At 61.8% G+C, this 24,687-nt stretch carries 26 protein-coding genes and 1 pseudogene; 8 read left to right on the top strand and 19 right to left on the bottom strand.

Translation table 11 applies throughout. From position 1 onward, the window contains the following. Positions 1–13 precede the first annotated feature (13 nt). The 19 genes and pseudogenes from CCD76_RS13015 to CCD76_RS12925 all read right to left on the bottom strand — a co-directional run bounded on the left by CCD76_RS13015 (position 14) and on the right by CCD76_RS12925 (position 19,164). Positions 14–1,495, bottom strand: coding sequence for a multicopper oxidase domain-containing protein (locus CCD76_RS13015; RefSeq protein WP_087719894.1), 1,482 nt, complete (start codon positions 1,493–1,495; stop codon positions 14–16). 758 nt (positions 1,496–2,253) lie between these two features. Next, positions 2,254–2,823: a DsrE family protein gene (locus tag CCD76_RS13010; RefSeq protein WP_218777033.1), complete on the bottom strand. Its 570-nt coding sequence runs from the start codon at positions 2,821–2,823 to the stop codon at positions 2,254–2,256. Between the two features lie 59 nt (positions 2,824–2,882). Beyond that, positions 2,883–3,323, bottom strand: a complete 441-nt coding sequence (locus CCD76_RS13005) for a DUF6691 family protein (RefSeq protein WP_373419421.1) — start codon at positions 3,321–3,323, stop codon at positions 2,883–2,885. 2 nt (positions 3,324–3,325) lie between these two features. Then, on the bottom strand, positions 3,326–3,781 hold the full coding sequence (locus CCD76_RS13000; protein ID WP_087719893.1) for a YeeE/YedE family protein: 456 nt from the start codon (positions 3,779–3,781) through the stop codon (positions 3,326–3,328). Positions 3,782–3,902: 121 nt separating this feature from the next. Further along, positions 3,903–4,343: a TIGR01244 family sulfur transferase gene (locus CCD76_RS12995; RefSeq protein ID WP_087719892.1), complete on the bottom strand. Its 441-nt coding sequence runs from the start codon at positions 4,341–4,343 to the stop codon at positions 3,903–3,905. A gap of 37 nt (positions 4,344–4,380) precedes the next feature. After that, positions 4,381–6,174, bottom strand: a complete 1,794-nt coding sequence (locus CCD76_RS12990) for a SulP family inorganic anion transporter (protein ID WP_087719891.1) — start codon at positions 6,172–6,174, stop codon at positions 4,381–4,383. 48 nt (positions 6,175–6,222) lie between these two features. After that, on the bottom strand, positions 6,223–7,137 hold the full coding sequence (locus CCD76_RS12985; RefSeq protein ID WP_087719890.1) for an MBL fold metallo-hydrolase: 915 nt from the start codon (positions 7,135–7,137) through the stop codon (positions 6,223–6,225). A gap of 527 nt (positions 7,138–7,664) precedes the next feature. After that, on the bottom strand, positions 7,665–8,627 hold the full coding sequence (gene egtD, locus CCD76_RS12980) for an L-histidine N(alpha)-methyltransferase (protein ID WP_087719889.1): 963 nt from the start codon (positions 8,625–8,627) through the stop codon (positions 7,665–7,667). A 52-nt stretch (positions 8,628–8,679) separates the two neighbouring features. Then, complete coding sequence (egtB, locus tag CCD76_RS12975) at positions 8,680–10,038, bottom strand: ergothioneine biosynthesis protein EgtB (protein ID WP_087719888.1); 1,359 nt, start codon at positions 10,036–10,038, stop codon at positions 8,680–8,682. 63 nt (positions 10,039–10,101) lie between these two features. After that, entirely contained in the window at positions 10,102–11,511 is a 1,410-nt protein-coding gene (locus tag CCD76_RS12970; protein WP_087719887.1) for an NADH-quinone oxidoreductase subunit N, read from the bottom strand. Further along, complete coding sequence (locus CCD76_RS12965) at positions 11,511–12,998, bottom strand: complex I subunit 4 family protein (RefSeq protein ID WP_087719886.1); 1,488 nt, start codon at positions 12,996–12,998, stop codon at positions 11,511–11,513. Before CCD76_RS12965 ends, CCD76_RS12970 begins: the two co-directional genes overlap by 1 nt. After that, complete coding sequence (locus tag CCD76_RS12960) at positions 12,995–14,887, bottom strand: NADH-quinone oxidoreductase subunit 5 family protein (RefSeq protein ID WP_087719885.1); 1,893 nt, start codon at positions 14,885–14,887, stop codon at positions 12,995–12,997. Before CCD76_RS12960 ends, CCD76_RS12965 begins: the two co-directional genes overlap by 4 nt. Then, the gene (nuoK, locus tag CCD76_RS12955) at positions 14,887–15,192 is read right to left on the bottom strand and encodes an NADH-quinone oxidoreductase subunit NuoK (RefSeq protein ID WP_087719884.1); all 306 of its coding nucleotides are present in this window, start codon (positions 15,190–15,192) and stop codon (positions 14,887–14,889) included. Before nuoK ends, CCD76_RS12960 begins: the two co-directional genes overlap by 1 nt. A 27-nt stretch (positions 15,193–15,219) precedes the next feature. Beyond that, positions 15,220–15,855, bottom strand: a complete 636-nt coding sequence (locus tag CCD76_RS12950) for an NADH-quinone oxidoreductase subunit J (protein WP_256961301.1) — start codon at positions 15,853–15,855, stop codon at positions 15,220–15,222. Further along, entirely contained in the window at positions 15,855–16,778 is a 924-nt protein-coding gene (locus tag CCD76_RS12945) for an NADH-quinone oxidoreductase subunit H (protein WP_087719883.1), read from the bottom strand. Before CCD76_RS12945 ends, CCD76_RS12950 begins: the two co-directional genes overlap by 1 nt. Then, complete coding sequence (locus CCD76_RS12940) at positions 16,771–18,081, bottom strand: hypothetical protein (RefSeq protein WP_143543289.1); 1,311 nt, start codon at positions 18,079–18,081, stop codon at positions 16,771–16,773. Before CCD76_RS12940 ends, CCD76_RS12945 begins: the two co-directional genes overlap by 8 nt. After that, positions 18,072–18,419 (bottom strand): NADH-quinone oxidoreductase subunit A, encoded by a 348-nt coding sequence (locus CCD76_RS12935; RefSeq protein WP_087719881.1) that lies wholly within the window; start codon positions 18,417–18,419, stop codon positions 18,072–18,074. Before CCD76_RS12935 ends, CCD76_RS12940 begins: the two co-directional genes overlap by 10 nt. Before the next feature lie 194 nt (positions 18,420–18,613). Next, positions 18,614–18,769 (bottom strand): annotated as a pseudogene (locus tag CCD76_RS20205) (chromate transporter); the annotation flags it as partial. Positions 18,770–18,792: 23 nt separating this feature from the next. Next, complete coding sequence (locus CCD76_RS12925) at positions 18,793–19,164, bottom strand: PadR family transcriptional regulator (RefSeq protein WP_256961300.1); 372 nt, start codon at positions 19,162–19,164, stop codon at positions 18,793–18,795. 49 nt (positions 19,165–19,213) lie between these two features. On the opposite strand from CCD76_RS12925, the gene CCD76_RS12920 reads away from it, so the two are divergent. From CCD76_RS12920 to CCD76_RS12885, 8 genes are all read left to right on the top strand, one after another. Beyond that, a complete protein-coding gene (locus CCD76_RS12920; protein ID WP_087719878.1) occupies positions 19,214–19,768 on the top strand; it encodes a phosphatidylglycerophosphatase A family protein in 555 nt (184 codons plus the stop codon). Between the two features lie 110 nt (positions 19,769–19,878). Next, positions 19,879–20,544 (top strand): response regulator, encoded by a 666-nt coding sequence (locus tag CCD76_RS12915; protein ID WP_087719877.1) that lies wholly within the window; start codon positions 19,879–19,881, stop codon positions 20,542–20,544. Then, on the top strand, positions 20,531–21,838 hold the full coding sequence (locus CCD76_RS12910) for a sensor histidine kinase (protein WP_143543288.1): 1,308 nt from the start codon (positions 20,531–20,533) through the stop codon (positions 21,836–21,838). The genes CCD76_RS12915 and CCD76_RS12910 overlap by 14 nt, the downstream gene beginning before the upstream one ends. Positions 21,839–21,934: 96 nt before the next feature. After that, entirely contained in the window at positions 21,935–22,390 is a 456-nt protein-coding gene (locus CCD76_RS12905; protein WP_081919659.1) for a DUF411 domain-containing protein, read from the top strand. A gap of 100 nt (positions 22,391–22,490) precedes the next feature. Continuing rightward, on the top strand, positions 22,491–22,985 hold the full coding sequence (locus CCD76_RS12900; RefSeq protein ID WP_087719875.1) for a cupredoxin domain-containing protein: 495 nt from the start codon (positions 22,491–22,493) through the stop codon (positions 22,983–22,985). A 48-nt stretch (positions 22,986–23,033) separates the two neighbouring features. Beyond that, entirely contained in the window at positions 23,034–23,345 is a 312-nt protein-coding gene (locus CCD76_RS12895; protein WP_035410216.1) for a DUF1153 domain-containing protein, read from the top strand. Positions 23,346–23,362: 17 nt separating this feature from the next. Continuing rightward, a complete protein-coding gene (locus tag CCD76_RS12890; protein ID WP_087719874.1) occupies positions 23,363–24,160 on the top strand; it encodes an IS3 family transposase in 798 nt (265 codons plus the stop codon). A gap of 3 nt (positions 24,161–24,163) precedes the next feature. Next, on the top strand, positions 24,164–24,637 hold the full coding sequence (locus CCD76_RS12885) for a copper resistance protein B (protein WP_087719873.1): 474 nt from the start codon (positions 24,164–24,166) through the stop codon (positions 24,635–24,637). The last annotated feature ends 50 nt before the right edge of the window (positions 24,638–24,687 follow it).

Below are 24,687 nucleotides of genomic sequence, written 5' to 3'. Positions count from 1 at the left end.
TGAGCCAATTGGTTTAACTGACAGAGAACTGGCCCATCATCCCGTTATCCTCGTGTTCGAGGATATGACAGTGGTACATGAAGGGAGCGGTTTCCGCCGGCTGTGAAAATTTCACGAGCAACTCGACGGGTTCCTGGGCCACGATCGTGTCCCTCAGCCCTTGGTCTCGGATATCCGGGGGCGAGCCGTTTCGGCTCAGAACGGTAAAGTGCACACCATGAATGTGGAACGGATGTGCCATCATCGCGCCGGAGACTTCCCAGATTTCGGTGTCCCCGAGGGCGACGCGTTCATCGACCCGCCCCATGTCGAACGAGCGCCCATTGATGCCGAATCCTCCCGATCCGCCGCCCATCATGCTTCCCATGCCCATGCCCATGCCCATGCCCATGCCCATGGTCATTTCGAAACGGCGTCGCCGTATGGCCGTCGATGCATCGAGGCGCTCATGGGTCAACAGCTGCTCGGGCACCTTGGCGACGGAGGTTTCCGCTCCCTGAGGCTCGAATCTGACGACGGCATCTCTTCCAACCCCGATCAAGTCGGCTGTACGTGCCATCATGCGCATCATCGGGACATTGCTGTCCGGCCCGGTTGCCAGGGTAACGGGCCGGCCATCAGAGAAGTCAACGAGGATTTCGGCGCGCTCGCCGGGCGCCAGGCGTAGCGAGCGCAACTCGACCGGCCTCTCAAGCAAGCCGCCTTCGGAAGCCATCCAGTGAAATGGTCGGCCATCCGTGAATGCCAGATCGAAGAACCTGGCATTGGCGCCATTGACCAGCCGAAGACGAACCAGCCGACGTGGAACCCGAGCAAACGGATTGATCGTTCCGTTTACCATCAAGGTGTCGCCTCGGCGTCCGTGCATCATCGTCATCATGCCCTGCGGAAGCACGAGGGAGCCGTCCTCGAATTGGCGGTCCTGCACTATCAAGGGGATATCATCGACACCATACTCCGAAGGCAGCCCCAGGGCCTTTTCCTCGTCATCGGTGACGATCATGAGGCCGGCCAGCCCGGCATAGACCTGCTCCGCCGTGCGACCATGGGCATGCGAGTGATACCAGAGGGTTGCCGCAGGCTGACGGATGGGGAGCACGGGTTGCCAGGTGGCCCCGGTGGGTATCGTCTGGTGAGGGCCTCCATCAAGCTCGCCGGGAATCAGCAGGCCGTGCCAATGAACGGTGGTATCTTCGCTAAGCGCGTTGGTAACAGCGACCTCCACGTCATCGCCACGGTGGACACGCAGCGTCGGGCCAAGATAGCTCCCGTTATAGCCAAGCGTTTCGCTTTCTCGCCCAGGGAAAAACGATGTCTTTCCGGGTTGTACCCTCAGTGAAACCGCTTGGCCGTGATTGCGGGCATCGATTAGCTCGGGAATCTTCAGTTCCCTGGGCTCGGTGGCGTTTGCCAGCCGCCATGCGAATGGGCCAGCCAACGCAACGCCTCCTGCTAGGGCTGTCGCAGTCAGAAAAGACCGGCGCGTCAACTTCATAAATTGTCGCTCCTGGAAATAACGCGAGAAAACAGGGGCATGTGTCGAGCCAACACAGCTGTCACTTGCAACTCAATCTCGCGCCAAAAAAAGAAACATCGACACCGGACCAGGCTTTCATCATCCAGCCCATGCTTCGTCACGTGGCGTGCAGGGGTCGATAACGAGTCATTGCCGACAAAAGCCTGGTGAACTGGTATCAATAAGTTCCGGTAGAACGACGCCCATGGCCAGCGGAGTGGCCGTCATCACCAGCACCATGGTGGCGTAGCCCACCCCGCTAAAGTCAGCATTAATCCCCCGCTCTTAAAACTTGGAACCAATCTATAAGCGCCGCCCTGCAGCACGAATGGCAAGACAAGCAGGCCCAACCAGCCCATTCGCCTCATTTCTTGAAGAGATATTTTAAGGCAACGGCAATGGCGAGAATCAGGAAAATGGCGGTCAACCACCATAACAATCCCGATCCCCACGCCATTCCTCCTCCCATCATTTCGTGCATTGCTTAGTCCTCGGTCAATTCAGATCTTGCACTCAAAAGCAACGATGACACCGTGAGCTGTCTAATTCAGGTTGGGAGGCCTGCCCCCACACAGCCACTTGTCCAGCATGACTATCGAGACTGAGCAGGCAACTCCCCGGCATAAGCCGGGGAGAGAACGCTCTGCCACAGTCGCTTTTGCTTTGCCCTTGTGTTCGCCTTGTGATTTCGCTGCGCAAAGCATAGTCGCGAGCGCGGCTTGCAAACATTGCTTCAATCACAACGGAACAAGGGCATAACCTTCCTGTTGCAGTTCGATTACGGTTGTTAGCGCTGACAGCGCCAGCCTTACATGCTCATCAACGCCGCTGTCAGGATAGCCAAGTATGGCCAAGGCTTGGCTACATACGGCGACGTCGACGCCCACTTTGGACAGCTGCTCGATGACTGGCAGGTTAGGGTTGTCTACACCGAACTTCGCCCGGTAATGCTCGTTGTCGAGGACGATGGGCGTTGCTTTACCCGAGATGACGACAACGAAGTCCAGCCGCTCCAGAGGCACATTAGCCTCGGCGTAAAGGTTCACGGCTCTCGCGACTTGTTGCAGTCCGTGGCTGATCTGATCCGGCTCGCTGGCAGCTCGGGTCAGGTTGAAGACCGCCTTGTAGTCCTTGTCAACGTCTGGTTGGTAAGTCAGGTCCTGTGCAGGTTGGGAGCGAATCTGGCCCACGCCGTCGATCACGGGCGTCTTGAAGGACATCTCCGCCGCCAGTGCACTTGTACCGGCCAAGGAACTCCCCAGCATGGCAACCAAGGCAGCAGTCATAAATCGTGAAGTAGAGTGCATGTTATGCTCCCTATTTGGGTGGGTGGGACTATCGCGTTGTGTTGAGCTTATTGCTGAGCTTATTGCTGAGGTCTGTAAGCATTTTTCCTTTCTCCGCGCGAGACAACTCGGGCCAGCCACCAGCCTACCACCATCGCAACCAGCATGGCCATGAGGGGCGCGCTCAGCCCGGCGAACGAGGCGAACGCCGGTCCGGGGCAGTAGCCGGATAACCCCCAACCGACGCCGAACAGGGCCGCCCCGCCGATCAGCTTTCCGTCCAGATCCCGTCTGGTAGGTACTTGAAAGGCCGGGGCGAACAACGGTTGTGAGCGGCGCAATACAAGCCGATAACCGATGAAGGTGGTGACCACGGCGCCACCCAGGACAAACATTAGCGTCGGATCCCAGTCGCCAAGGATATCCAGGAAGTCGAGGACGCGGGCTGGGTCGGTCATGCCGCCGATCGCCAGGCCTAGCCCGAACAGGAGCCCAGCGATATATCCCATGAGCGTTTTCATGTTCATCCCCCAAGCACATGACGCATGATAAAGACGGTCACCATGGCGACTCCCAGGAAAGTCAGGGTGGCGACCAGCGAGCGGGGAGATAGCCGGGCCAGGCCACACACGCCATGACCACTGGTACAGCCACTGCCGATGCCTGTACCTACGCCGACCAGGAGACCCGCGATCACCATTGACCCGACACCGCCCGCCGGCGTGCCGATGACCTCGTCAGGGGCTCCGGCCACATTGCCGAGTTCCCCGCCCAGCAGCATGAGCACCATAGGGCCGCTAACCAGGCCCAGCAGGAAAGCCAGCCGCCAGGCTGAATCGCCCCGGGGGCGCTCCAGCAGAAGCCCCGAGAGAATGCCACTGATGCCGGCAATACGGCCCAGTGACCCCATCAGCCAGATGGCAGACAGGCCAATAAGGATGCCGCCCACCAACCCTGAAAGACTTGCCCCTATATCCATGTGTAGCTCCATGAAGCCATTGGCTTTTCAAGAAAATGTGGTTTTTCAAGAAAATGTGGCTTTTCGAAAAAATGGTGAACGGCCCTGTCTGGCATCGCGTGCTTGCCGGTCTCGGGCGTGCTTAGTGCCCTGAGTGCGCCTGGCTTGCCTGCTGCTCGAGGCGCTCGCGCAGGGGCTCAAGATCGTAACCGGCGGCTCGGGCAGCCTCGATGAGTTCCGGTACGGGGCGATGCGCCGACTGTGACAGGGCCCAGAGATGCGCCACGCGCTTGCCCGAACGGCAGAAGCCAAGCACGCGGCCAGGGGCGCTGTTCAAGACATGGGCGAAGTTCTCGATATCGGCCTGGGAGTATTCACCCGGCTTGACCGGAATCTCATGCCAGGCCATGCCCAAGGATTGCGCCTTGGCTTTCAGGTCATCAGGGTCCGGCTGGTCCTCGCTTTCGCCCCGTGGGCGGTTGGAGAGAATCGTGCCAAACCCCTGGGCAGCGAGTTGCTCGAGCTCATCGAGCCGGGGCTGCGCCGTGACGCTCAATCGACTATCAAGTGATTTGATATCCATGATTTCCTCGTCTTGCTTGGTGGTAACGCTGATGTCTTCAACCGGCGGTCACCGAATGACCGGGTGCCGGCGATTCGATACACGGGTGGCTCAATGGTGCCGTCCCGCGGCCATGCAGTTCGCACCAGGCATCGAAGGTGCTCAGGAAGACGCGGCCATTGAGCGTCTCGAGCAGCTCGGTACGCCTCAATCGGTCCATCACCGGCCCTTTCACCTCGGCCAGATGCAGTCCGATGTGCCGCTCCCGCAGGCGCCGATTGAGCGCCTCGAGACTCTCCAGCGCCGTCGCGTCGATGACGTTGATCGCCTGGCAGGCCAGCACCAGATCCCTTGGCGGCGGATCGCGATTGACCACCGCCGTGACCAGGTCTTCCAGATGGCGAACGTTGGCGAAATAGAGACTCTCGTCGACGCGCAGAATGGCGACACCAGCGTCGGTCTCCACGGCATGGCGGCGGACGTTGCGAAAATGCTCGGTGCCGGGAATGCGGCCGACTTCCGCGCTGTGCGGCCGACTGGTGCCATACAGATGCAGCGCCAGCGACATGGCGACGCCGACCAGGATGCCCACGTCCACGCCCAGCATCAGCGTCGCCAGCGCGGTCGCCGACATCGCGATGCCCTCGCCGCGAGCATAGCGCCAGACGCGCCTGAACGCCGCCAGATCGATCAGCGAGACGGTGGCGATGACGATGGTCGCCGCCAGCGTCGCCATCGGCAGCTCCCGCAGCCACGGCGACAGGAACAGCATGGCCAGCGCGATGCCCACGGCGGTGAAGGCGCTGGAGGCCGGGGTACGGGCGCCGGCATCGAAGTTGACCACGGAGCGGGAGAAGCCGCCGGTGATCGGCATGCCGCCGGTGAAAGCCGCCGCCAGATTGGCCCCGCCGAGCCCGATCAGTTCCTGGTCCGGATCGACGCGCTCGCCACGGCGCACCGCCAGCGCCTGGGCCACCGAGACCGATTCCACGTAGCCGACGATGCTGATCAGTACTGCCAAGCCGATCAGCGAACGCCACAGCTCCGGCTCCCAGTCGGGCAGGGTCAGCGGTGGCAGCCCGGCGGGAATCTCGCCGATGACGGCCACGTCGCGGCCCAACCACCCCGCCGCACTGGCCACCAGCGCCGCCAGCACGATGGTGGCGATGGGCGCCAGCTTGACCAGCACGCCCGCCGCCCTGGCCGGCACGCGGCAGCGTTCCAGCGCGGGCTTGCCCCACCGCCGTATCAGCCACAGCAGCAGGAGCGACCCCAGCCCGATGACCACTGTCGGCAGGCTGACATCGCCCAGCGCCGAAGGTAGCCGGGACAACAGCGCCGGCAGCGTCGAACCTGAGAGCTCGACACCGAGCAGCTGCTTGAGCTGACTCGCCGCGATCAGCACGCCCGAGGCGCTGACGAATCCCGTCATCACCGGGTGGCTCAGGAAGTTGACCAGAAAACCCAGCCGGCAGAGCCCCATGATCAGGAGAATGGCCCCGGAGAGCAGCGCCAGCACCAGGGCCGCGGCGATGTAATCCGACGAGCCCGATTCGGCAACTTGCGACAGCGCCGATGCCGTCATCAACGACACGACCGCCATCGGGCCGACCGAGAGCGTCGCGCTACTCCCCAGCAGGGTATAGACGACCAGCGGCACGAGGCTCGCATACAGCCCCACTACCGGCGGGAGCCCCGCCAGCATGGCGTAGGCCAGCGCCTGCGGGATCAGCATCAGCGCCACGATGGTGGCCGCCAGCAGATCCTCGCCCAGCAACTCGCCGTTGTAGCGCCGCCCCCAGTCGAGGATCGGAAGCCAGCGTGCCAGCCCGGCTCTGTGCTGCTGATTCATGACTCGTCGGCCTCGTTGTCCGAACCGTGCAGTGATCTGAGGTTCCCCTCACTCCCACGCGGCGCCTTCCAGCGCATTGAGAGGAATCTTCAGATAGCGCTTGCCGTTATTCTCCGGCTCGGGGAGACGTCCGCCGAGAATATTGACCTGCAACGCGTGCAGGATCAGCTTCGGCATCGGCAATTCGCTGTCGCGGCGGTTGCGCAGCTCGACGTACTCGGCCTCGCTGCTCTCGCCGAGCCGGTGCTTGTTATGCTCGCGCTGCTCGCGCACGGTGCTTTCCCACTGCGGCTCGCGGCCGTCGGGCATGTAGTCGTGGCCGGTGAACAGGCGCGTCTCGTCGGGCAGCACGAGGATCGCCTGGATCGAATGCCATAGCTGATGGGCGTCACCGCCGGGGAAGTCGGCGCGGGCGGTGCCGAAATCGGGCTGGAACAGGGTGTCGTGAACGAAGGCGGCATCGCCGATCACGTAGGTGATCGAGGCCAGCGTATGCCCCGGCGAGTGCATCACGCGACAATCGATCTCGCCCAGCTTGAAGGTATCTCCTTCGTCGAACAGATGATCCCACTGGCTGCCGTCATCCCTCAGGTCCGGCCAGTTGTAGATCGCCTTCCACAGCGCCTGCACCTGGGTCACCGGCCGGCCGATGGCGGTGGGCGCGCCGGTTTTCTCGTGCAGATAGCGTGCGGCGGAAAAGTGATCCGCGTGCGGGTGGGTATCCAGAATCCATTCGACCTCGAGCCCTTCGCGCTCGATATACGCCAGCAGCTCGTCGGCATGATGAGTCGCGGTGGCGCCGGACTTCTCGTCGTAATCAAGCACAGGGTCGATAATCGCACAGCGCCGCGTGGCGGGATCGCTGACGACGTACTGGATACTGAAGGTACGAGGGTCGAAGAAACCAGCGACAGCGGGCCGGCCGCGTTCCCTATCACCGCGGGAGAGAGCGAAAGTGTTCATGGCGACTCCTTTAGGAAGACATGTCCCTAGAGTAACGCCAAATTAGATATAACGTTAGATCATTTTGAAATATAAAAGTCGACGCAAAATTCTCTCTATGCCATCTGGATATAACCGAGGCACCTGCTATCCGTGACCGCCAGATAGCATTGGCTGCCGAGCCATCAACGAAGAGCAGAAGCATGGTGGAATCGTGCAGGCGGGCGCGGAATGAAGGAGAGCGGCAGAACGGGAGAGCAACGAAAAATGAAAGAGGGTCCAGGCGCAAGCGCCGGGGCCCTCAGTAAGCACGACCATAGGTGCTTGGCTATCACGGTCTCGCAAACTCCGTGAATCCATGGCATCAGAGCATTCCTGTCTGAATTCCTGGCGAGCATCCATCCAATGGAAGACGACAGGATAAAGCCAAATTATGATTAGGGATAATGATCTAGCCTAAGTATCCGTAGGATTTTGTTGCTCATCGTAAACGAGCCGACAGCTCATGCTCCCTCGGGCTGCCCGCCCTGTCTCGCCAGCAGTACGACTCAGCAGCGCTCCAGATAGTGGACGCTAAACAGGTCCTCATCGTCGGTCCAGCAGGCGCGCGCCTTGAATCCCGCGCGCTCCGTCAGTGCCTGAAAGCCTTCGACCGTGTACTTGTAGGAGTTTTCGGTATGGATCGTCTCGCCCTCCAGGAAATGGAAGCGCTCGCCCTCGATCGCAACGACCTGGGGTAACTGGCTGACCAAGTGCATCTCGATGCGGGATTGCGCCTCGTTGAAGAAGGCCCGATGGGCAAAATGCCCGGGGTCGATTTCGGTGTTCAGCTCCTCGCGCAGGCGATCCAGCAAGTTCAGGTTGAAAGCTGCCGTCACGCCTGCCGCATCGTTGTAGGCGGCTTCGAGTGTCGTCTTGTCCTTGATCAGGTCGACACCTATCAGCAACCCGCTGCCAACGGGCAGCAGGGAGTGCAAGCCGCGCAGGAAATCCTCGGCGGCCTGCGGGTCGAAGTTGCCGATGCTCGATCCCGGGAAGAAGCCGACCGGCCGTTCGCAGCACAGCCCCTCCGGCAAGGCCATGTTGCAAGAGAAGTCGGCACAGGCGGCGTGCACCTCGAGCCATGGATAGTCGGCAGCCAGACGGCGCGTGCTTTCGAGCAGGAAGTCCCGGGAGATATCGATGCCGAGATAGCTCGACGGTCGCATGGCTTCCAGAAGCAGCCGAACCTTGCGGCTTGCCCCGCTGCCGAGTTCGATCAACGTCGCGTCATTCCCGGCGATGCTTGCGATGTCCTCGGCGGCGTCAGCCAGGATCGACTCCTCGGTTCGTGTCGGATAATACTCCGGCTGTGCGCAGATCCGATCGAACAGCTCGGAGCCCCGCTGATCGTAGAAGAACTTTGGCGAGGCGAACTTCTGGTCGGCGCTGAATCCCGTCAAGATCTCGTCGCGAAGCGACGTCTTGGCAGGGGTCGTATGCATGTCATGGAATCGTACGGCCAGGGTCATGATCAGCTCTCCTTGGAATCTCTGATTGATTATTCCGCTGGGTAATACGGCGTTACTCAGAGGCTCCCTTGGCAAGACGGAAACCGGAAAATGCCCAGCGGGCATGAGGCGGGAAGAAGTTGCGATAGGTGGCGCGGATATGATCGGCCGGCGTCGCACAGCAGCCGCCTCGCAACACCATCTGGCCGGACATGAACTTGCCGTTGTATTCCCCCAGGCTGCCCGGCAACTTGCGAAACCCCGGATAGGGGCGATAGGCGCTGCCCGTCCACTCCCAGACATCGCCGAACATCTGGCTCGGCGCGCCGGTGGTCCCGGCGGCGGCGACCGGCTGCAGATGGTCCTGCTCGACGAAGTTCCCCTGCTCGACTAAGTTCCCCTGCCCGACTAAGTTCCCCTGCCCGAAGTCGTCCTGAATGACGGCATCATGGGCCACCGTCTCCCACTCGGCCTCGGTGGGCAGGCGGGCGCCGGCCCACTGCGCATAGGCATCGGCCTCAAAGAAGCTGACATGGCACACCGGTGCGTTCATGTCGACCGGTACCAGGCCGCCCAGGGTGTAGTGGTGCCAGACACCGTCGCGTTCGACCCAGTAGAGCGGCGCCTGCCAGTCTTCGGCCTTGACCGTGGCCCAGCCGTCCGACAGCCAGTGCTCGGGCTTGTCGTATCCCCCCGCCTGCATGAACGCGAGGAACTCGCCGTTGGTCACCGGACGGTCGGCGATCTGGAATGCCTCGACGAACTGGCGGTGGCGCCCCATCTCGTTGTCATAGGCAAAACCCTCCTCGGTGTCGTCATGGCCGATGTACCGGACGCCGGCCGGGTAGGCATGCCAGCCGAGCGCAGCGACGTCATGCGCGGGCGTCGGCGCCAGGTCGTCCCGGTAGGCCGGGCACAACGGGTTCTGGGCCAGGATGTGCTTGATATCCATCAGCAGCAGCTCCTGATGCTGCTGCTCGTGCGGCAGGCCCAGCTCGAGACGTCGGAGAATCTCCTGGAGATGTTCCTGAGGTGGATCGCTGAGCAGCGCTTCCATGGCCCGGTCGATGTGCGCGCGATAGCGATAGACATCGTCCACGGTCGGCCGCGAGATCATGCCGCGTTCGGGCCGGGGGAACGGCGTGCCGTGGGTCACGTAATAGGAGTTGAAGAGGTGATCGTACGCGGGGTCGAGGGTCTGGTAGGCGGGCAGGAACGGTTTCAGGATGAAGGCTTCGAAGAACCAGCTGACATGAGCGATGTGCCATTTCGGCGGGCTGACGTCCGGCATGCTCTGCACCATGTAGTCTTCCTTGTGCAGAGGCGCACAGATGGCCTCGGTGGCGGCACGGATCCGCTGGTACGTGCGCAGCCACTCCTTGGTATGCAGGTTGTCCGGCGTTTCGATCGTCGAACCTTGAGCGGGTGACATGGACGACTCCTTTCTCAGTATCACTCCATTGACGTGGATCCGGCGGGCCAGGCCCGCCGGGGCCTACAGGGCAAAGCGTATCGATCCTGTAAACAGCGAGAGCGCTTCCGCACCAAGCCCCCCGACGATTAACAGTAGACCAGCTACGATCATTGTGAAGCTTGCCCAGGGACCTGAAAGCACATGCACGGTAGATCGGGCGCTGCCGAACATCATCGGCGCGACGATGCGCAGGTAGTAGAACAGCGAGACGACGGTGTTGATCACCGCCACGAGCGCCAGCCAGGCGTAACCGCCCTCGATCGTGACGCGAAACAGCATCAGCTTGCCGAAGAATCCCACCAGCGGCGGGATGCCCACCAGGGACAACAGCGACACGATCAGTATCATGGCCGCGATCGGTGCGTGCCGGGCCAGCCCCCGGTAATCGTCCAGTGCGGTACGTCCCCGCAGGTGCGTGACCACGGCGAAGGCAGCCAGGTTGGCCGTGGCATAGCTCGCCAGGAAGAACACCAGTGCCGGCAGGGCCTGATCGCTGACACCCAGCACCACGATGGCCATCAGGGCATAGCCGGACTGGGAAACCGATGACCAGCCCAGCAGGCGGCGCACGTCCGTCTGTCGCAACGCGGCCACGTTACCCAGCGTCATGGTGGCGACGGAGATCAATGCCACGATCGCCCGCCAGGCGACGTCCGGCGGCAGCAGGGAGACGAAACGGGCCAGCGCCACTGCGGCACCGACCTTGGGAATGACAGTCAAGAAGGCCGCCGCCGGTACTGGCGAGCCCTGCGCCACGTCCGGCATCCAGGCGTGAGCCGGAAACGCCGCCAGCTTGAAGGTCAGGCCCAGCACGACGCAGGCCGTGGCAATGGTCAGCGCCAGGCGATCGCTGTCCGTGACAAGCGCCTGGGTGATGTCCGGATACCCGGTACTGCCGGTCAGGCCGAACAGCACCACCACCCCGATCGTCAGCAACGTATTGGTCAAGGCGCCGATCAGGAAATACTTCATGCCGGCTTCCAGCGCGGGCGCCCATCCACGGTGATAGGCGGCCAGCGGGTAACTCGCCACCGAGGACAGCAGTACGCCCAACACCAGCTCCATGGTGTCGCTGGCCGAGGCCATCATGATGACGCCCAGCAGAGCGAACAGCACCAGCGCGTAGTACTCGCCATGGCGGCGATCGGTCCGCATCCATTCCGGCGACATCGCGACGACCAGCGCTCCGGCGCCCAGCACGACCAGCTTGCTGGCGAGCGCCACGCCATCCAGGGCCCAGACACCGGAAAACGTCAGCCGCGGCGCCCCGCCCCATTGCGCGACGGTCAGCCCCGCACCGAGACCGATAGCGAGCAGGGCCAGCACAGCTGCCCAGTGATGCTGCCGCTGACGGACGAAGCTGGCGAACAGGACGATCGCCACGGCGCCCAGCGTCAGGCTGATTTCCGGCAATACGTCACCGATAGGCATCAGCGGCCTCCCATCAACAGCTTCGCCGATGCCTCGACCAGTGTCAGCAGAAACGCCGGCGCCACGCCGATGATCACGAAGCCTGCCGACAACACCGCGAGCACGCCCCACTCGAGGGGACGCAGATCCTCGAACTGCGCCCAGCGCTCCGGCATCGCCCCGAAGAACACCTTCTGCAGCATCTGCAGGAACAATGCTGCCGTCACCAGGATGCCCAGCACGCCGATGACGGCGAGCCATGGATAGACACCAAAGGTGCCGACAAAGATATGGAATTCCGCCACGAAGCCGGCCAGGCCAGGCAGGCCCAGACTGGCAAACGATGCGAGCACGGCGAAAGCGGTCAACCACGGAGCCTGACGAAGCAATCCACCGTAGCTGTCCAGGTCGTACTCCTCGGTGCGCTGCCAGAATGAGCCACAGATCAGGAATAGCGTGCCAGTGATCAGACCATGCGCGACCATTTGCACCGTTGCCCCGGTCAGCGCTATTTGCCGGGCGACAGTGTCATCGCTTAGCACCGCGGCGGCTACGGCGATCCCCAGTACCGTGTAGCCCATGTGGTTGATCGAGGTGTAGGCGATGCGTCGCTTGAGATTACGCTGTGCGAGCGCGACCAGGGCGCCGTAGAGTATCGAAACGACGGCGAGCACGGCGATGACCAGGGCATAGCGAGCGAACGTCTCCGCCATCATGGCGAACGGAATGCGGATGATCCCGTAGGTGCCCATCTTGAGCAGCACACCCGCCAATATTGCCGAGACCGGCCCCGGTGCATCGACATGCGCCTGCGGCAGCCAGGTATGCACGGGCACCATCGGCGTCTTGATCGCAAAGCCCAGCATCAGTGCCAGAAATACCAGCCCGGCGTAGAGCCCGGTACCGGCCAGTGGCTGCTGTTCGATAAGCACACGCATGTCGAAGGTATGCGGTTCGACCGACAGGTAAAGCCCGATGATCGCCAGCAGCAGCAATAGCGAGCCAAAGAAGGTGTATAGAAAGAACTTGAACGCGGCGAGCTGCGCCTGGCCATGCCCCCAGCGGCCGATCAGGAAGAACATCCCCACCAGGCTCAGATCGAAGAAGACATAGAAGAGCAGCAGATCCAGCGCCAGGAAGACACCCAGTGACACGGACTGCAGGAAGAGCATCCAGGCGTAGTACTGGCGAGGCTGATGCTTCGTGTCCACGGGGTAGGCGATACTCGCCGAGAAAACCAGGGCGCTCATCGTCGCGACAGCCAGCGCAATGCCATCCACGCCCAACCTGTAGCCCATGCCTAGGCTGGGTACCCAGGGTACCTCCTCGACGAACTGGAATAGCGCACCTTGCGGATCGAACTGTCGCCATGCCCAAGCCAGCAACAGCACCGGCAACACCGAGACCGCAATGACAAATCGACGAGCCGTGGTCTCGGTCCAACGGCTTGAAACGGCGAGTGCGAGGGCCCCCAGCATGGGAAGCCCCAAGGCTGCAGTCAAAATCAAAGGAGCGCTCCTATGCTCAGGATGATCAGGATCGCGGCGAGTCCTGCCGCGATACCGGTGTAGTAGTGATGCATCTGCCCGGTGTGCGCCCGGCGTGCCACTTGCCCCGCCCAGTCGACGCCCTTCGCGAGCTGGCTCGTGGCGCCATCGAACGCGCCTTCGCCACGCCGTTCTCCCAGCCTGGCCAGCCACACACCGAAGCGGGCACTGCCACGGATCCCGGCATCCACAGCGCGATCGTCGAAACGTGCCAGGCCATGGCTGAACATCATCACGGCATCCGCACCTCGCGCCGTCAACGTGGGCAGGCCCAGCCAGTCCGCCATGCTGGCTCTCATGGCGCCATGTCGGCCCGCCCCCGCCATCTCACGACGCACCGCCCAGGTGCCGAGGCCCACGCCCAGCGCCACCAGCAGTAGCGACAGGATGAGTTCCCACAGCCTGGTCTTGGGAAAGTGCACAGACAACAAATCAGCGAGACTATTTCCAACACCGGGCCACCAGAGGAGCGACAGCGCCAGCGTGCCTGCCGCCAGCAGGTAGAGCGAGATGCCCTCCGCCCGGGAGTGCCCGGACCGGGAGGAAGCCGCGCTCGTGTGGTCATGCCGCCCCCGCCCGAATGCCAGCAGCTGAAAGCGTGTGGCATACAACGCGCTGAGGCCTCCCGCCACGGCGGCGATCACGGCCAGCCAGGACGCCTGATGGCCGGCGGCCGTGACGATCTTCTCCTTGCTCCACGCCGCACTCAGCGGAACGACGCCCGCCAGCGCCAAGCTGGCCACCATGGCGGCTGCTGCGACGCCCGGGAGCAGGCGGCCCAGGCGCATCGCATTCAGCGAGTAGCTGCCGACATGGCGCTCGGCGATGCCGGCAGCCAGAAACAGGGCCGCTTTCGTGAATGCATGCGTGACGAAGTGCACCAGGGCGATACCGGGGAAGCCCGCCCCTGCCGCCAGCCACATCAGGCCATACTGGGCCGACGTCGAGGCGGCCAGCAGCTTCTTGGCATGGCCCTGAAGACAGGCCACGATGCCCCCTGACAGGGCGGTGGCCAAGCCTAATGCGATCGCGACCGGTCCGAACCAGGCAACGGCGGACAACTCCGTATGCAGCCGAATCACCAGGTAGATCCCCGCCGCGACCATGGTCGCCGCATGGAGCAATGCCGACACCGGTGTCGGCCCGGACATGGCGGCAAACAGCCAGGGAGAGAACGGCACCTGGGCGGATTTCGCGGCAGCGGCCAGTACGGCGCCGGCAACGAACACGTCCAGCAGCCACCCATCGAGCCGGGACAGTTCGTCAAAGGCAAACGAACCCGTGCCGGCAAACACCGCTGCCGCGGCAATGTACAACCCCAGATCCCCGAAGCGAGTCACCAGGAACGCCCAGGCGGCATCCCTCAGGTTGCCAGTCTTCTGCCACTCATGGGCGATCAACGCCCACGAACATGCCCCGACCAGTTCCCACGCGATCAGCAGGGTGACGAAATCCTCGGCCAGGACGAGCAGCTCCATCGCCCCGACGAACGCCGTCAGCAGCGCCACCAATCCGACGGGCGAGCGCGCCGTCCCCCCGTCACTGACAGACGATGCTTCATGGTAGGCGCTGTAGACGATGATCGGCGCGGCGATCAGTGGCACGACGATGGCGAACACGGCGCTCGCGGGCGTCATCCCGATCGACAGGACGATCAGGGAACTCCAGCGATAGGTGCCGCCCCAGTCCGCCGTGACCGCAACGCTCGCGAGCAGCAAGGTAGCGACCGTGATCGCCACCCCCGCCAGCGCCAGCGCGGCACGGCCCCTGTCGTCGCCCAGCCAACGCTTGCCGAGCCCATAGATGACAGGGGCAGCCAGCAAGGGCAAGAGAGGAACGAACCACAGCATCAGTGCTTCAGCCCGGTCAGCGATTCGGTCACGTCGGCCTGCTTACCGCGGAAGACCGCGACCACCAGGGCAAATCCCATCGCCATCTCGATGGCCATCACCGCCATGACGATGATCGTCAGCAATTGCCCTTCCGGCGCCCCGGCCCCGCTGAAGGCCCAGAACGCCACCGCCGCCAGCATGACCCCGTTGAGGATCAGCTCCAGTCCCATCATCAGCATCACGAACGACTGCTGGGAAAGCGCACCATAGATCCCGATACCGATCAGTGCCGCTGCCAATAGCAAAAGTGTGGTGAGTGTCATGCAAGCCTCCCTGCCTGTCTGTCCCGCTCAGTGGTGATGGTGATGATGGTGATGCCCACCCTCGCCCTCTTCGTCCTCCTCGGGCTTGCCTGCCGGGTCGCCGCCCGGTTCCAGCCCCGGCGGCATCGAGCCCTCCGCCGCCGCGCCATAGCGCCCGCGATGGCTCGACAGCACCACCACGCCGATCATGGTGGTCAGCAGCACGAGACCCGCCGATTCGAAAATCAGCATCGAGTCACCGAGCATTTCGTTGCCCAGTGACCTGACGGGATCGAGGCTTGCCGGCACCGGCTGGTCGGGAAAGGTCGCCAACAGAGCCATGGCGCCCAGTACCAGGAAACCGGCGACGCCGGCCCCGATGGCGATACGTTCCTGGTGAACCATGTTCATGGGATTCAGGCCGGCCGGGTTCATCATGAACATGACCATGAACAGCGCCATGACCGTCATTTCCACGGCCATCATGAAGAACATGGCGACGCCCAGGTATTCCGCCGCCAACAGGATCATGATCACGCCCACGGCGATGAACGACACCAGCAGAAAGAAGGAGGCCCGTACCATCGAATCGGTGCGAAACACGCGCCACCCGGTGACCACCGCCAGCGTGGCCAGCAGCAGAAACGCGATATCGACACCGAGGCCGTGATTCATGCTCTCCATCACAACAGCGCTCCTATCCCGGCCCACACCAGATCGATGAACGACAGCGGCAGCAACACGACCCACATCAAGGTGACGCAGCGCTCCGGCGCCAGTCGCGGCAGTAGCCGCCCGAGCAACAGCAGCACGCTCAATACCGCCAGCATCTTGAGGGACATCCATACCGGGCCGGGCAGCCAGGGCCCCAGCCAGCCCCCCAGGAAGACAGTCGCTGCCACGCCGCTGAACGCGACCAGCATGCCCGCCCGGGCCATGTCCCAGACCAGCCGTGGCGGCCCCGAGATCTCCGAGGCCGTGCCGCCGGCAAGATCCGTCGAATCGGCCAGATTCAGCGGCCCCCAGAAGGTCATGCCCAGGCCGACGATGAGAAACAGCGGCAGTCCCAGTGGCTGGCGGATGACATTCCACAGGCCTTCCTGCGAAGCCACCACCTGGGTGAACTGCAGCGATTCGGCCGGCAATGCCACGCCGATCAGCACGAACATGCTGATCAGGATGTAGGAGAGCCCCAGCGCCACATAGCGGTACCCGCCGATCAAGGCCAGTAACGAATTCGCCGACCAGCCATGCAAGAAGATGACGACGGTCGCCAGCGCTTCCACGCTGCCCCACAGCACCACGCTGGTGACCAGGTCCGTGGCGACCAGCGAGGCCGACCATGGCACCACCGCCAGCCCGCTCGCCGCCAACGCCAGATACAGGGCCGGTGCCAGCCGCCAGGCCCGCCAATCCGGCGCTTCGGTGGCATTGGCGTGCTGGGTCAGCAACCAGGCGCCGCGTGACATCGGCGCCAGCCAGACACGCCCGGCCTGAGGAGTGCCAAGCGCACTGGCAACCAGGCGATCGAGCACGGCGACGGCATAACCGCCGATAACCAGCATGAAGATCACCATGAGAACCGGCAGAAATAGCTCACTAAACATCGCTTCCGGTGCCTCCCTCTGCCGCCCGGGACTCTCCGGATGGCCGTGTGCCTACAGGTTGATCGGTCAACCCCGCGACATCCAGACTGGCGACCGCCGCCAGGGCATCGCCCCACTCCAGCCCGGGTAACAGCTCGTCGAAGAGCGCGCTCGCATCCGCCGGCCGCCGCGCCGACCAGGGGCCACGCGGTGTCTCGACGCTGCCTGTCCGCTCCGTGTGTACCCTGTCGCGTTCGGCCAGACGGGCCAGATGGAGGGATTGGTCGATTTCGTCCAGAAGCTGCCGCCAGCGAGCATGGGTATCGCCTTCGGCCTGGCAGACGGGAGAGAACCCCAGCCGTCGATAGCCGGCATCCTCCGAGCGCAGATCATCAGCCATTCCGGCAGCTCGGGCGGCGGGCCCGCCGACCATGCGTGCCTGCTCGGGGCCGAGCACGCCGCCGCCCGCAGTCAGTCGAAAGAAGCCACTACGTGATAGCGCGCGGCGCAATCCATCGAGGGTGCTCGACGTCGACAATCCATGCGCCAGGCGCAAGGCCCGCAGGCTCACGCCTTCCAGGCCCGCCAGGTGTAACGCATGAAACAGCCGCTGCAGATGATGGCGGCCCCGGGCAAGCTCGACCTCCGCAATGGGGACGGGGCGCTCGAGCGCGTCGAAAAAGACCTCGTCGAGAGGCTGTGGATACGGCGCCAACTGCGTTTGCCATGTCTGCACGAGATCCCCCTGCAGGGTGATCTCCGCCGCCATGCCGGGCGGAAACGCGCAAAAGAACGGCCCCAGCCGGAACGTCAGTGAATCCAGCGTCAACCCGTCGCGGATGTCGTCTGCCATGTTCATGGCCATGGGCCGCCCGTAGGGCACCCCGCCCATCATGCCTTCGCCGCCCTGGCCAAAGTCGCCCTCGCCTTCCCAGGGGTTGGGCGGCTCATCCGGCAGGAGACGATGGGTACTGCCGCGGCAGCCTTCCATCAATTCGCGATGCGCCGTGACCAGTGCGCCGGGCAGGTCGTCGAGATCGTCGATACGGGTCACGCGTTCCAGATGAGGCCAGGGTTCGCTGCGAAACCACAGCGTCGTGAAAGGGTATGGCAATTGGTCATGCACCCGACGCAGGGGCTCGAAGCGGTCGGCCGGAATCTCCCCCGCCACCAGCAACACACTGGCGTGGCGCGGCGAATCGACCAGTTCGATTTGCGGAGAAAGCGCGAGATGCCGCAGCGCGCCATCACCCTGCTTGCCCAGCACGGGAAACACGGGAACGCGGCCACGCGCGGCGAACTTGTGCAGCCAGCTCACTGCCACTTGAACACCCCCTCACGCCAGGCATAGACGATGCCCACCGACAGGATGGCGAGAAACATGCCCATCTCCATCATCGCCTTCATGCCATTCTCGACGAACACGACCGCCCACGGGTACATGAACATCATCTCCATCTCGAAGGCGATCAACAGCAGCGTCATGGAGTAGTAGCGAATGTGGTAGCGGCTCCAGGCGTGACTGTCGGGCGTCCCCCCGCCCAGAAACGGCACGCGCTGGGACCAGCTGGGCCGAGGCTGGTGACGCATGGGCAGCCACTGCACCAGCAGCCCGGCGCCCAGTACCACGATCAGAATGATGAGAAGAGCGAACAGCTCCATGCGGATCCCTCGCGTCGCTGATTCAAACGAACCTGGGCCAGAGACAATGACCGCGGGTCCCAGTCCCTTCGCTGATAACCAGCCCTTTATCGAAGGGTAGGCGGCTGACCTGAACGCAAACTGAATAAGCGTCCTCATTTAGCTCCCTGGATAAAGTAGGTCAACAATAGCCAAGGTGCGAGGCAGAGTCGGCCGTCACGCAGCCAGCGGCATCGGGTCATGCGGAAGAACTCGCTGCGAAAGTAACCCAGGTGAGCGATGGGACCACCAAAGGAAGTCAAGCCCAGCAACAGAAAGGCCGCGAAGACCTCTCTAATAAGTCCGGCAGGGCGTGGTGTCTGATTCTCCATCCGGGCTCCTTGCCATGGCTCTCTTACAAGGGACTGTCGTCTTTTAAGGCCTCGCCGGTCAGCTCTCTCAGCTGGCGTTTGGCCGTTTCAAGCCCTTCTCGACCTAGATCGGTCGCGCGATAGAACTTACGGCGAACGCTACCCTGATGCGCTTCGCGGGAGATCAGGTATCCCCTGTTCTCCATCGAGTGCAGCATGGGATAAAGAGTGCCGGGGCTCAGTCGATAGCCGTGACGCGCCAGCTCATCGATCATCCATTGTCCGTTGATTTCATGCTCGGCGGCATGGTGAAGGACGTGTAGTCTGACCAGGCCCACGAGCAAGTGATGATGCTTCATTGTATTGACTTCCGGTCTACCGAAAACGAAGATCGATATCGACTTTCGTTTTAGCAAGTCTTGCTCCTGATCGCAAGCCAACCCCCTCCTCTCATGGATTAGACAGATGTTGATAGAGAATGCGGTCTTGCTGGTAGCGACCGGCTTTGGCCTGGGATGGATATCCTGGGCACCGGGGACAATCGGGTCGCTGATCGGTGTGCCGTTGGCCTGGTGGCTGACACATCACTCGCCGCAACGCCGGGTTGTCATTCTGTCGGTACTGCTGGTCACGGCAGTGCCAATTTGTCATTGGGCTTCAATCTGGCTCGGCGGCGGAGATCTCTCCCAGATCGTCGCCGATGAGTACCTGGCGTTTCCGATCGCCATGCTCGGAATCACGGTGGCGCGCCGTGCCTGGACGATGGAAGTGGCGTTCGTGTTATATCGGCTGTTCGATGTCACTAAGCTATTGCCCATTGGCTATAGCGAAGCCATCGGTGGCGGCTTGGGTATCGTGCTGGATGACGTTATGGCGGCATTCTTTGCATGTATTGTGCTCTTTGTGGGGCTTACCCTGTGGCACCGTGGCATTCCAGGTGAAGCGATGATCCTGCCACCGTCACGCAAAAAACGGTCGATCGAAATGCCTGAGATGTGGCTTCGGGGAGGCGTCAGTTGAATGAACACCGAATTGGGATAAATCACGATATCCGGCGCCTTCCGGATTTTCAGGAACCATTCAGGAACCGGCTGTATCTTCGGCAAACAGATTCAGTCTCTCGATGAGCCATGAGAATATTACTGGTAGAAGATGATGAGCTGTTGGCGGAAAGTTTGGCAGAGCTTCTGGATGATGCTGGCTACCGCACCGACATTTCACCTAGTAGCCGATCGGCGTCTGCGCTCTCGGCTAGCGAGGAGTACACGCTGGTCATTCTGGACCTTGGTTTGCCGGACGGCTCCGGGCTGAGTCTCCTCTCCGACTGGCGGGACGCTAAGTGGTCTGTGCCGATACTGATTCTGACCGCAAGAGATAGCTGGATGGATAAGGTCGAAGGGCTTCGCGCCGGCGCCGACGACTACCTCACCAAGCCTTATCATGAGGAAGAGTTGCTGGCGCGCCTGGAGGCCTTGTTGCGTCGTCGAGGTAGTCATTTTTCCTCCCTTCTGGAGATCAACAATCTTCGGCTCGATGAGGCACGCCAGCAGTTCAGTCTGGATCACCAGGAGTGGCAAACACTCACCTCCACCGAATTTCGGCTTCTGCGCTACCTGATGCGCCACCCTGATCGCGTTCACTCCAAGCGACACTTGCTCGAACAACTCTACGCGCTCGAGCAGGATGCTGCGACTCCCAATCTCGTCGAGGTCTATATCGGCAGACTACGTCATCGGCTCGGACGTGAGCGCATCGTGACGCGCCGTGGTGAGGGGTACATGCTTGTCTCGGTTTAGCCGGCGAAGCCTACGCCTCCGGTTGCTGGGTAGCCTGGGCATTGCGGCGCTGATCGTCGTCGGGAGTACCTGGGTACTGCACGGACTGCTGCTGGACCAGTTGGCACGGAATTTTCTCGCCGATCGCTTACAGCAGGAATCCGAACTGGTCGTGCGCCGATTGCGCCTCGAGGGCCCGAGTGCCCTGTCGCTGCCACCTGATTCCAGCCCCGCCGAAACCTTTCACCACTTCTATCAGTTGCGGACCAACGGCCGTGTCTACGCGACTCACGATGCGCTCGAGACATTGCCGACCGGGGATACAGAAGGCGCGCAACTCTTGCAGTGGCGCGATCATCGACTGCTGCTGTGGCGAACCGGATTGATGCTTGCCGGCGAACCCGCCACATTGACGGTCGGCGAAGACTTCGCCGGCATCGAGCGAGGACTGACACGCCTTCACTGGTGGATCGGTGCAGCGGCCATGGTGCTGCTGTTGCTGTTGATACTGCTCAACCTGTTCGCGGTCAATCATGCTTTACGCCCGTTCGGTCGGCTATCGCGCCAGCTCATCGAGCTGCAACGCGGCGAGCGCCGCCGCCTGGACATCAAAACCGTCTCCGAGCTGAAAGCCCCCATCGCTCAACTCAATACCCTTCTCGACGAACATGAACGTCGTCAGCAGCGCTCGCGGGAGTCACTGGCCAACCTTTCTCACGCGATCAGGACGCCACTAACGGCGGTCATGCAAGCCCTTCGCTCAAAACGAGCCCTGGATGATCAACGTCGTAAGCAGATTCTGGCTCGTCTCGACGACATCGATGAAAAACTGGAGAGCGAACTACGCCATTCGCGTATCGCCGGCCAGTCTACAGGACAGCAACATACCGGCATGGCAGAAGTCATTTCCATGCTGGAAATGTTTCGTACCCTCTACCCCGATCGCATCTTCGTTCTCGATGACACCGCCGTCGTCGATTTCCGGATACCGCTGGAGCGTCAGGACGGCATGGAGATGCTCGGTATCGTGCTCGACAATGCCGGTAAATGGGCGCGCCAACGCGTCGAGCTTACGCTACTTCCCAAGCCCTGTTGCCTAAGGCTCGAGGATGATGGCCCGGGGGTTCCGGATATCATGCTCGAGCGCCTGGGCCAGCGAGGCGTCAGGCTTGATGAACAACATCGTGGCCACGGCCTGGGGCTCTCCATTCTGTCACAGCTCACCGAACGCTACGGCGGTCGTGTGACCTATGGCCGTTCACGACTGGGCGGGCTGCGGGTCGAAATCACGTTACACCCTGGCTCGGCACCGTGAAGATACTTTTCTCGTTTTGGCGGATCCATTCAGCCTCTTTTCAGCTTACCCACGTTTACTGTTGGCGAAGGCTCATGAACGCTCCGGAGATTCGTCATGCCAAGCAGAAACATCGCATTGTTGTTATCCGCAACATTCATGCTGGGTGCCCAAGTGGCCCACGCTTCACTGCCCGACCAGGCGACACTCTATAAAAGCCCTTCCTGCGGTTGCTGTGCCGCTTACGGCGATTATCTGAAGGAACGTGGTGTCGATGTCAAAGTCGTGGAAACCACCAACCTCGGCGAAATCAAAGAACGCCTTGACCTTCCTCATGGACTCGGGAGCTGCCACACCCTCGAGATGGGGGGCTACGTTGTCGAGGGCCATGTCCCCGGCGCAGCGCTCGATCGGCTTTTTGCCGAACGTCCAAGCGTTCGCGGTATAGCCCTGCCCGGCATGCCGGCTGGCACACCGGGGATGCCCGGCGATCAGGCTCGGGCCTTGAACGTGCATCAGTTCGACGATAACGAAACTCAAGTGTTCATGACCCTGCCGATATCGGCAGGTTGATTCTGGCACCCGGCAATCTGGTTTTGGTATCCGCCGGCCTCGATCAGCGGGCGAAAACATCATTTTTAAATATCCTTTCTCATAACAGCGGAGCTTTTTGATGAAATTCCTGTTTTTGCTTTTCACCTTGACTGCCGTCAGCGCCTCAGCCTTGGCAGATACCGGCCACGGTCAGTCACACCAAAGTGAGCCCGCGCCCAGCCGAACTATCGATATTCAGGCCGGAAGCATGTGGTTCGACGCCGACAAACTGCAGATTGAACCCGGTAAGACGGTACGTTTTCGGATCGAAAACGTATCCATGATTCCCCACGAATTTTCTATCGGCAGCGGCCGCATGCAGCAGATGCATCGAGAAATGATGCAACAGGGCGGAGACCATCACGGCGCTGAAGGCAGCGATAAGATGATGGGCGATCATCACAACGGCATGATGGATCACGGTGAGACCCAAAGCGCAGCCGTCACCATAGCGCCGGGCGAGACCGAGACACTGATCTGGACCGCACCCGAGCAGGGCGACGTCATCGAGTACGCGTGCTTCCTTCCCGGTCATTACGAAGCCGGGATGAAAGGAACCGTCACCTTGAAGTGACCCCCTCCAGAGCTGCACAGGCTATAGTGCAGTCATCAGGAGGACAGAATGAGCGACGATACCCCCATCAAGCGGTGGACCGCGAAGCGCAAAGCGTCCGTCGTCATGGACATCTTCAAGGGCAAGACCACGGTCGCGGAGGTCGCGCGACAGCATGACCTCACCGTCTCCGAGGTCGAAGGCTGGATCGATGAAGCCCAGCGCAACATGGAAAACGGGTTCAAGGCCCGCCCCAAGGATATCCGCGAGCAATACGAGTCCGACCTGCGGGAAACCAAGGAGGCGCTGGGCGAGGCCCACTTGCAGATCTACGCACTAAAAAAGTGGCGTCGCCTGCTCGACGAGGACGAGAACTCGTAAGGTCGCTGCAGGCGGAAATGGCCCAGGAAGGCCAAGTGGTCTCACTGGCCAAACTTTGCCGCTGGCTGGGTTTTCCTCGGCGCAGTCTGTATTACCGGCCCAAGGCGCGGCAGCGTGTCGTTAATACGGATCTGACGGCCCGGGTGAAGCTGACGCTGGAACGCTTCCCGAGCTACGGCTATCGCCGGCTAGCGTGTGTACTGGGCGAGAACCGCAAGCCGATCCAGCGCATCCTGCAACTCAAAGGCTGGCAGGTGCGCAAGCGGCCGCAAGGCTTCCGACCTCGCGCCAGACGCTTGCCGTCGATCACCTCACGACCCGATGAGCGTTGGGCCACGGATCTCACTCACGTGTGGTGCGGTAAGGATCGGCGGGCCAGCCTGGCGGTCATCATCGACTGTTGCACGCGTGAGATCCTCGGTTGGCGATTATCGGACAATGGCAGCAGCAAGACAGCGGAGGCTGCCCTGGAAGAAGCATTGATTTATCGACTGGGGGCACTGGGGCGCGTTCAGCAGCCACTCGCACTTCGCTCCGATAACGGGCTCGTCTTTAGCAGTCGCCACTACACGGGCACGGTGAAAGCCTATGGCCTCACGCAGGAATTCACGACACCGTATACACCGGAACAGAACGGGCTTGTCGAGCGTTTTTTCCGATCCTTGAAGGAGGAGTGCATCTGGCTTCACCGTTTCGAATCGCTGGGCCAAGCCAGGGTCGTGATCAATCGCTGGATCCGGTACTACAACGAAGAGCGGCCACATCAGTCTCTGGACTACGTGGCACCCCGAGCACACCCCGCATTAACGGCGTAGGGTGTGCAGAAACCAGGGGGTCATTACACCGAAAGCAGCGATCTCCAGTTGCTCTATAGTCGCGCGATAAGCCCGTTCTGGAACTTGCAGACGGGCGTGCGTCAAAGCTTCAATCCGGACCCTGATCGACGCTTCGCGGTCGTTGGCTTTCAGGGGCTGGCACCTTTGATGATGGAAACCGACACTGCGTTATTCGTCAGTGACGAGGGTGATGTCAGCGCAAGCACCGAATTCGAATATGAAATGCTACTCACTCAGCGATTGATCCTGCAACCACGACTGGAGCTCTCAGCATCGTTCCAGGATGTTCCCGAGTACGACATTGACCGCGGTTTTAACAGTAGTGAGATCGGTCTTCGTCTGCGCTACGACCTGATGAGGGAGCTAAGCCCATACGTGGGGGTTAGCTACGAACGTAATTACGATGATGATGAGTCAACAACTGCCTTGGTAATGGGTCTGCGCGCCTGGTACTAAAAGTCCAAGTTTTACATTAACCTGAATCCGTGAGACCGGCCCCCAGGAAT

This window comes from Salinicola salarius, from assembly GCF_002179555.1.
In the GTDB taxonomy this organism is placed as follows: Bacteria; Pseudomonadota; Gammaproteobacteria; order Pseudomonadales; family Halomonadaceae; genus Salinicola; species Salinicola salarius_A.
The sequence above is the reverse complement of the archived record's forward strand: the minus strand, read 5'-3'. Positions and strand labels throughout refer to the sequence as shown.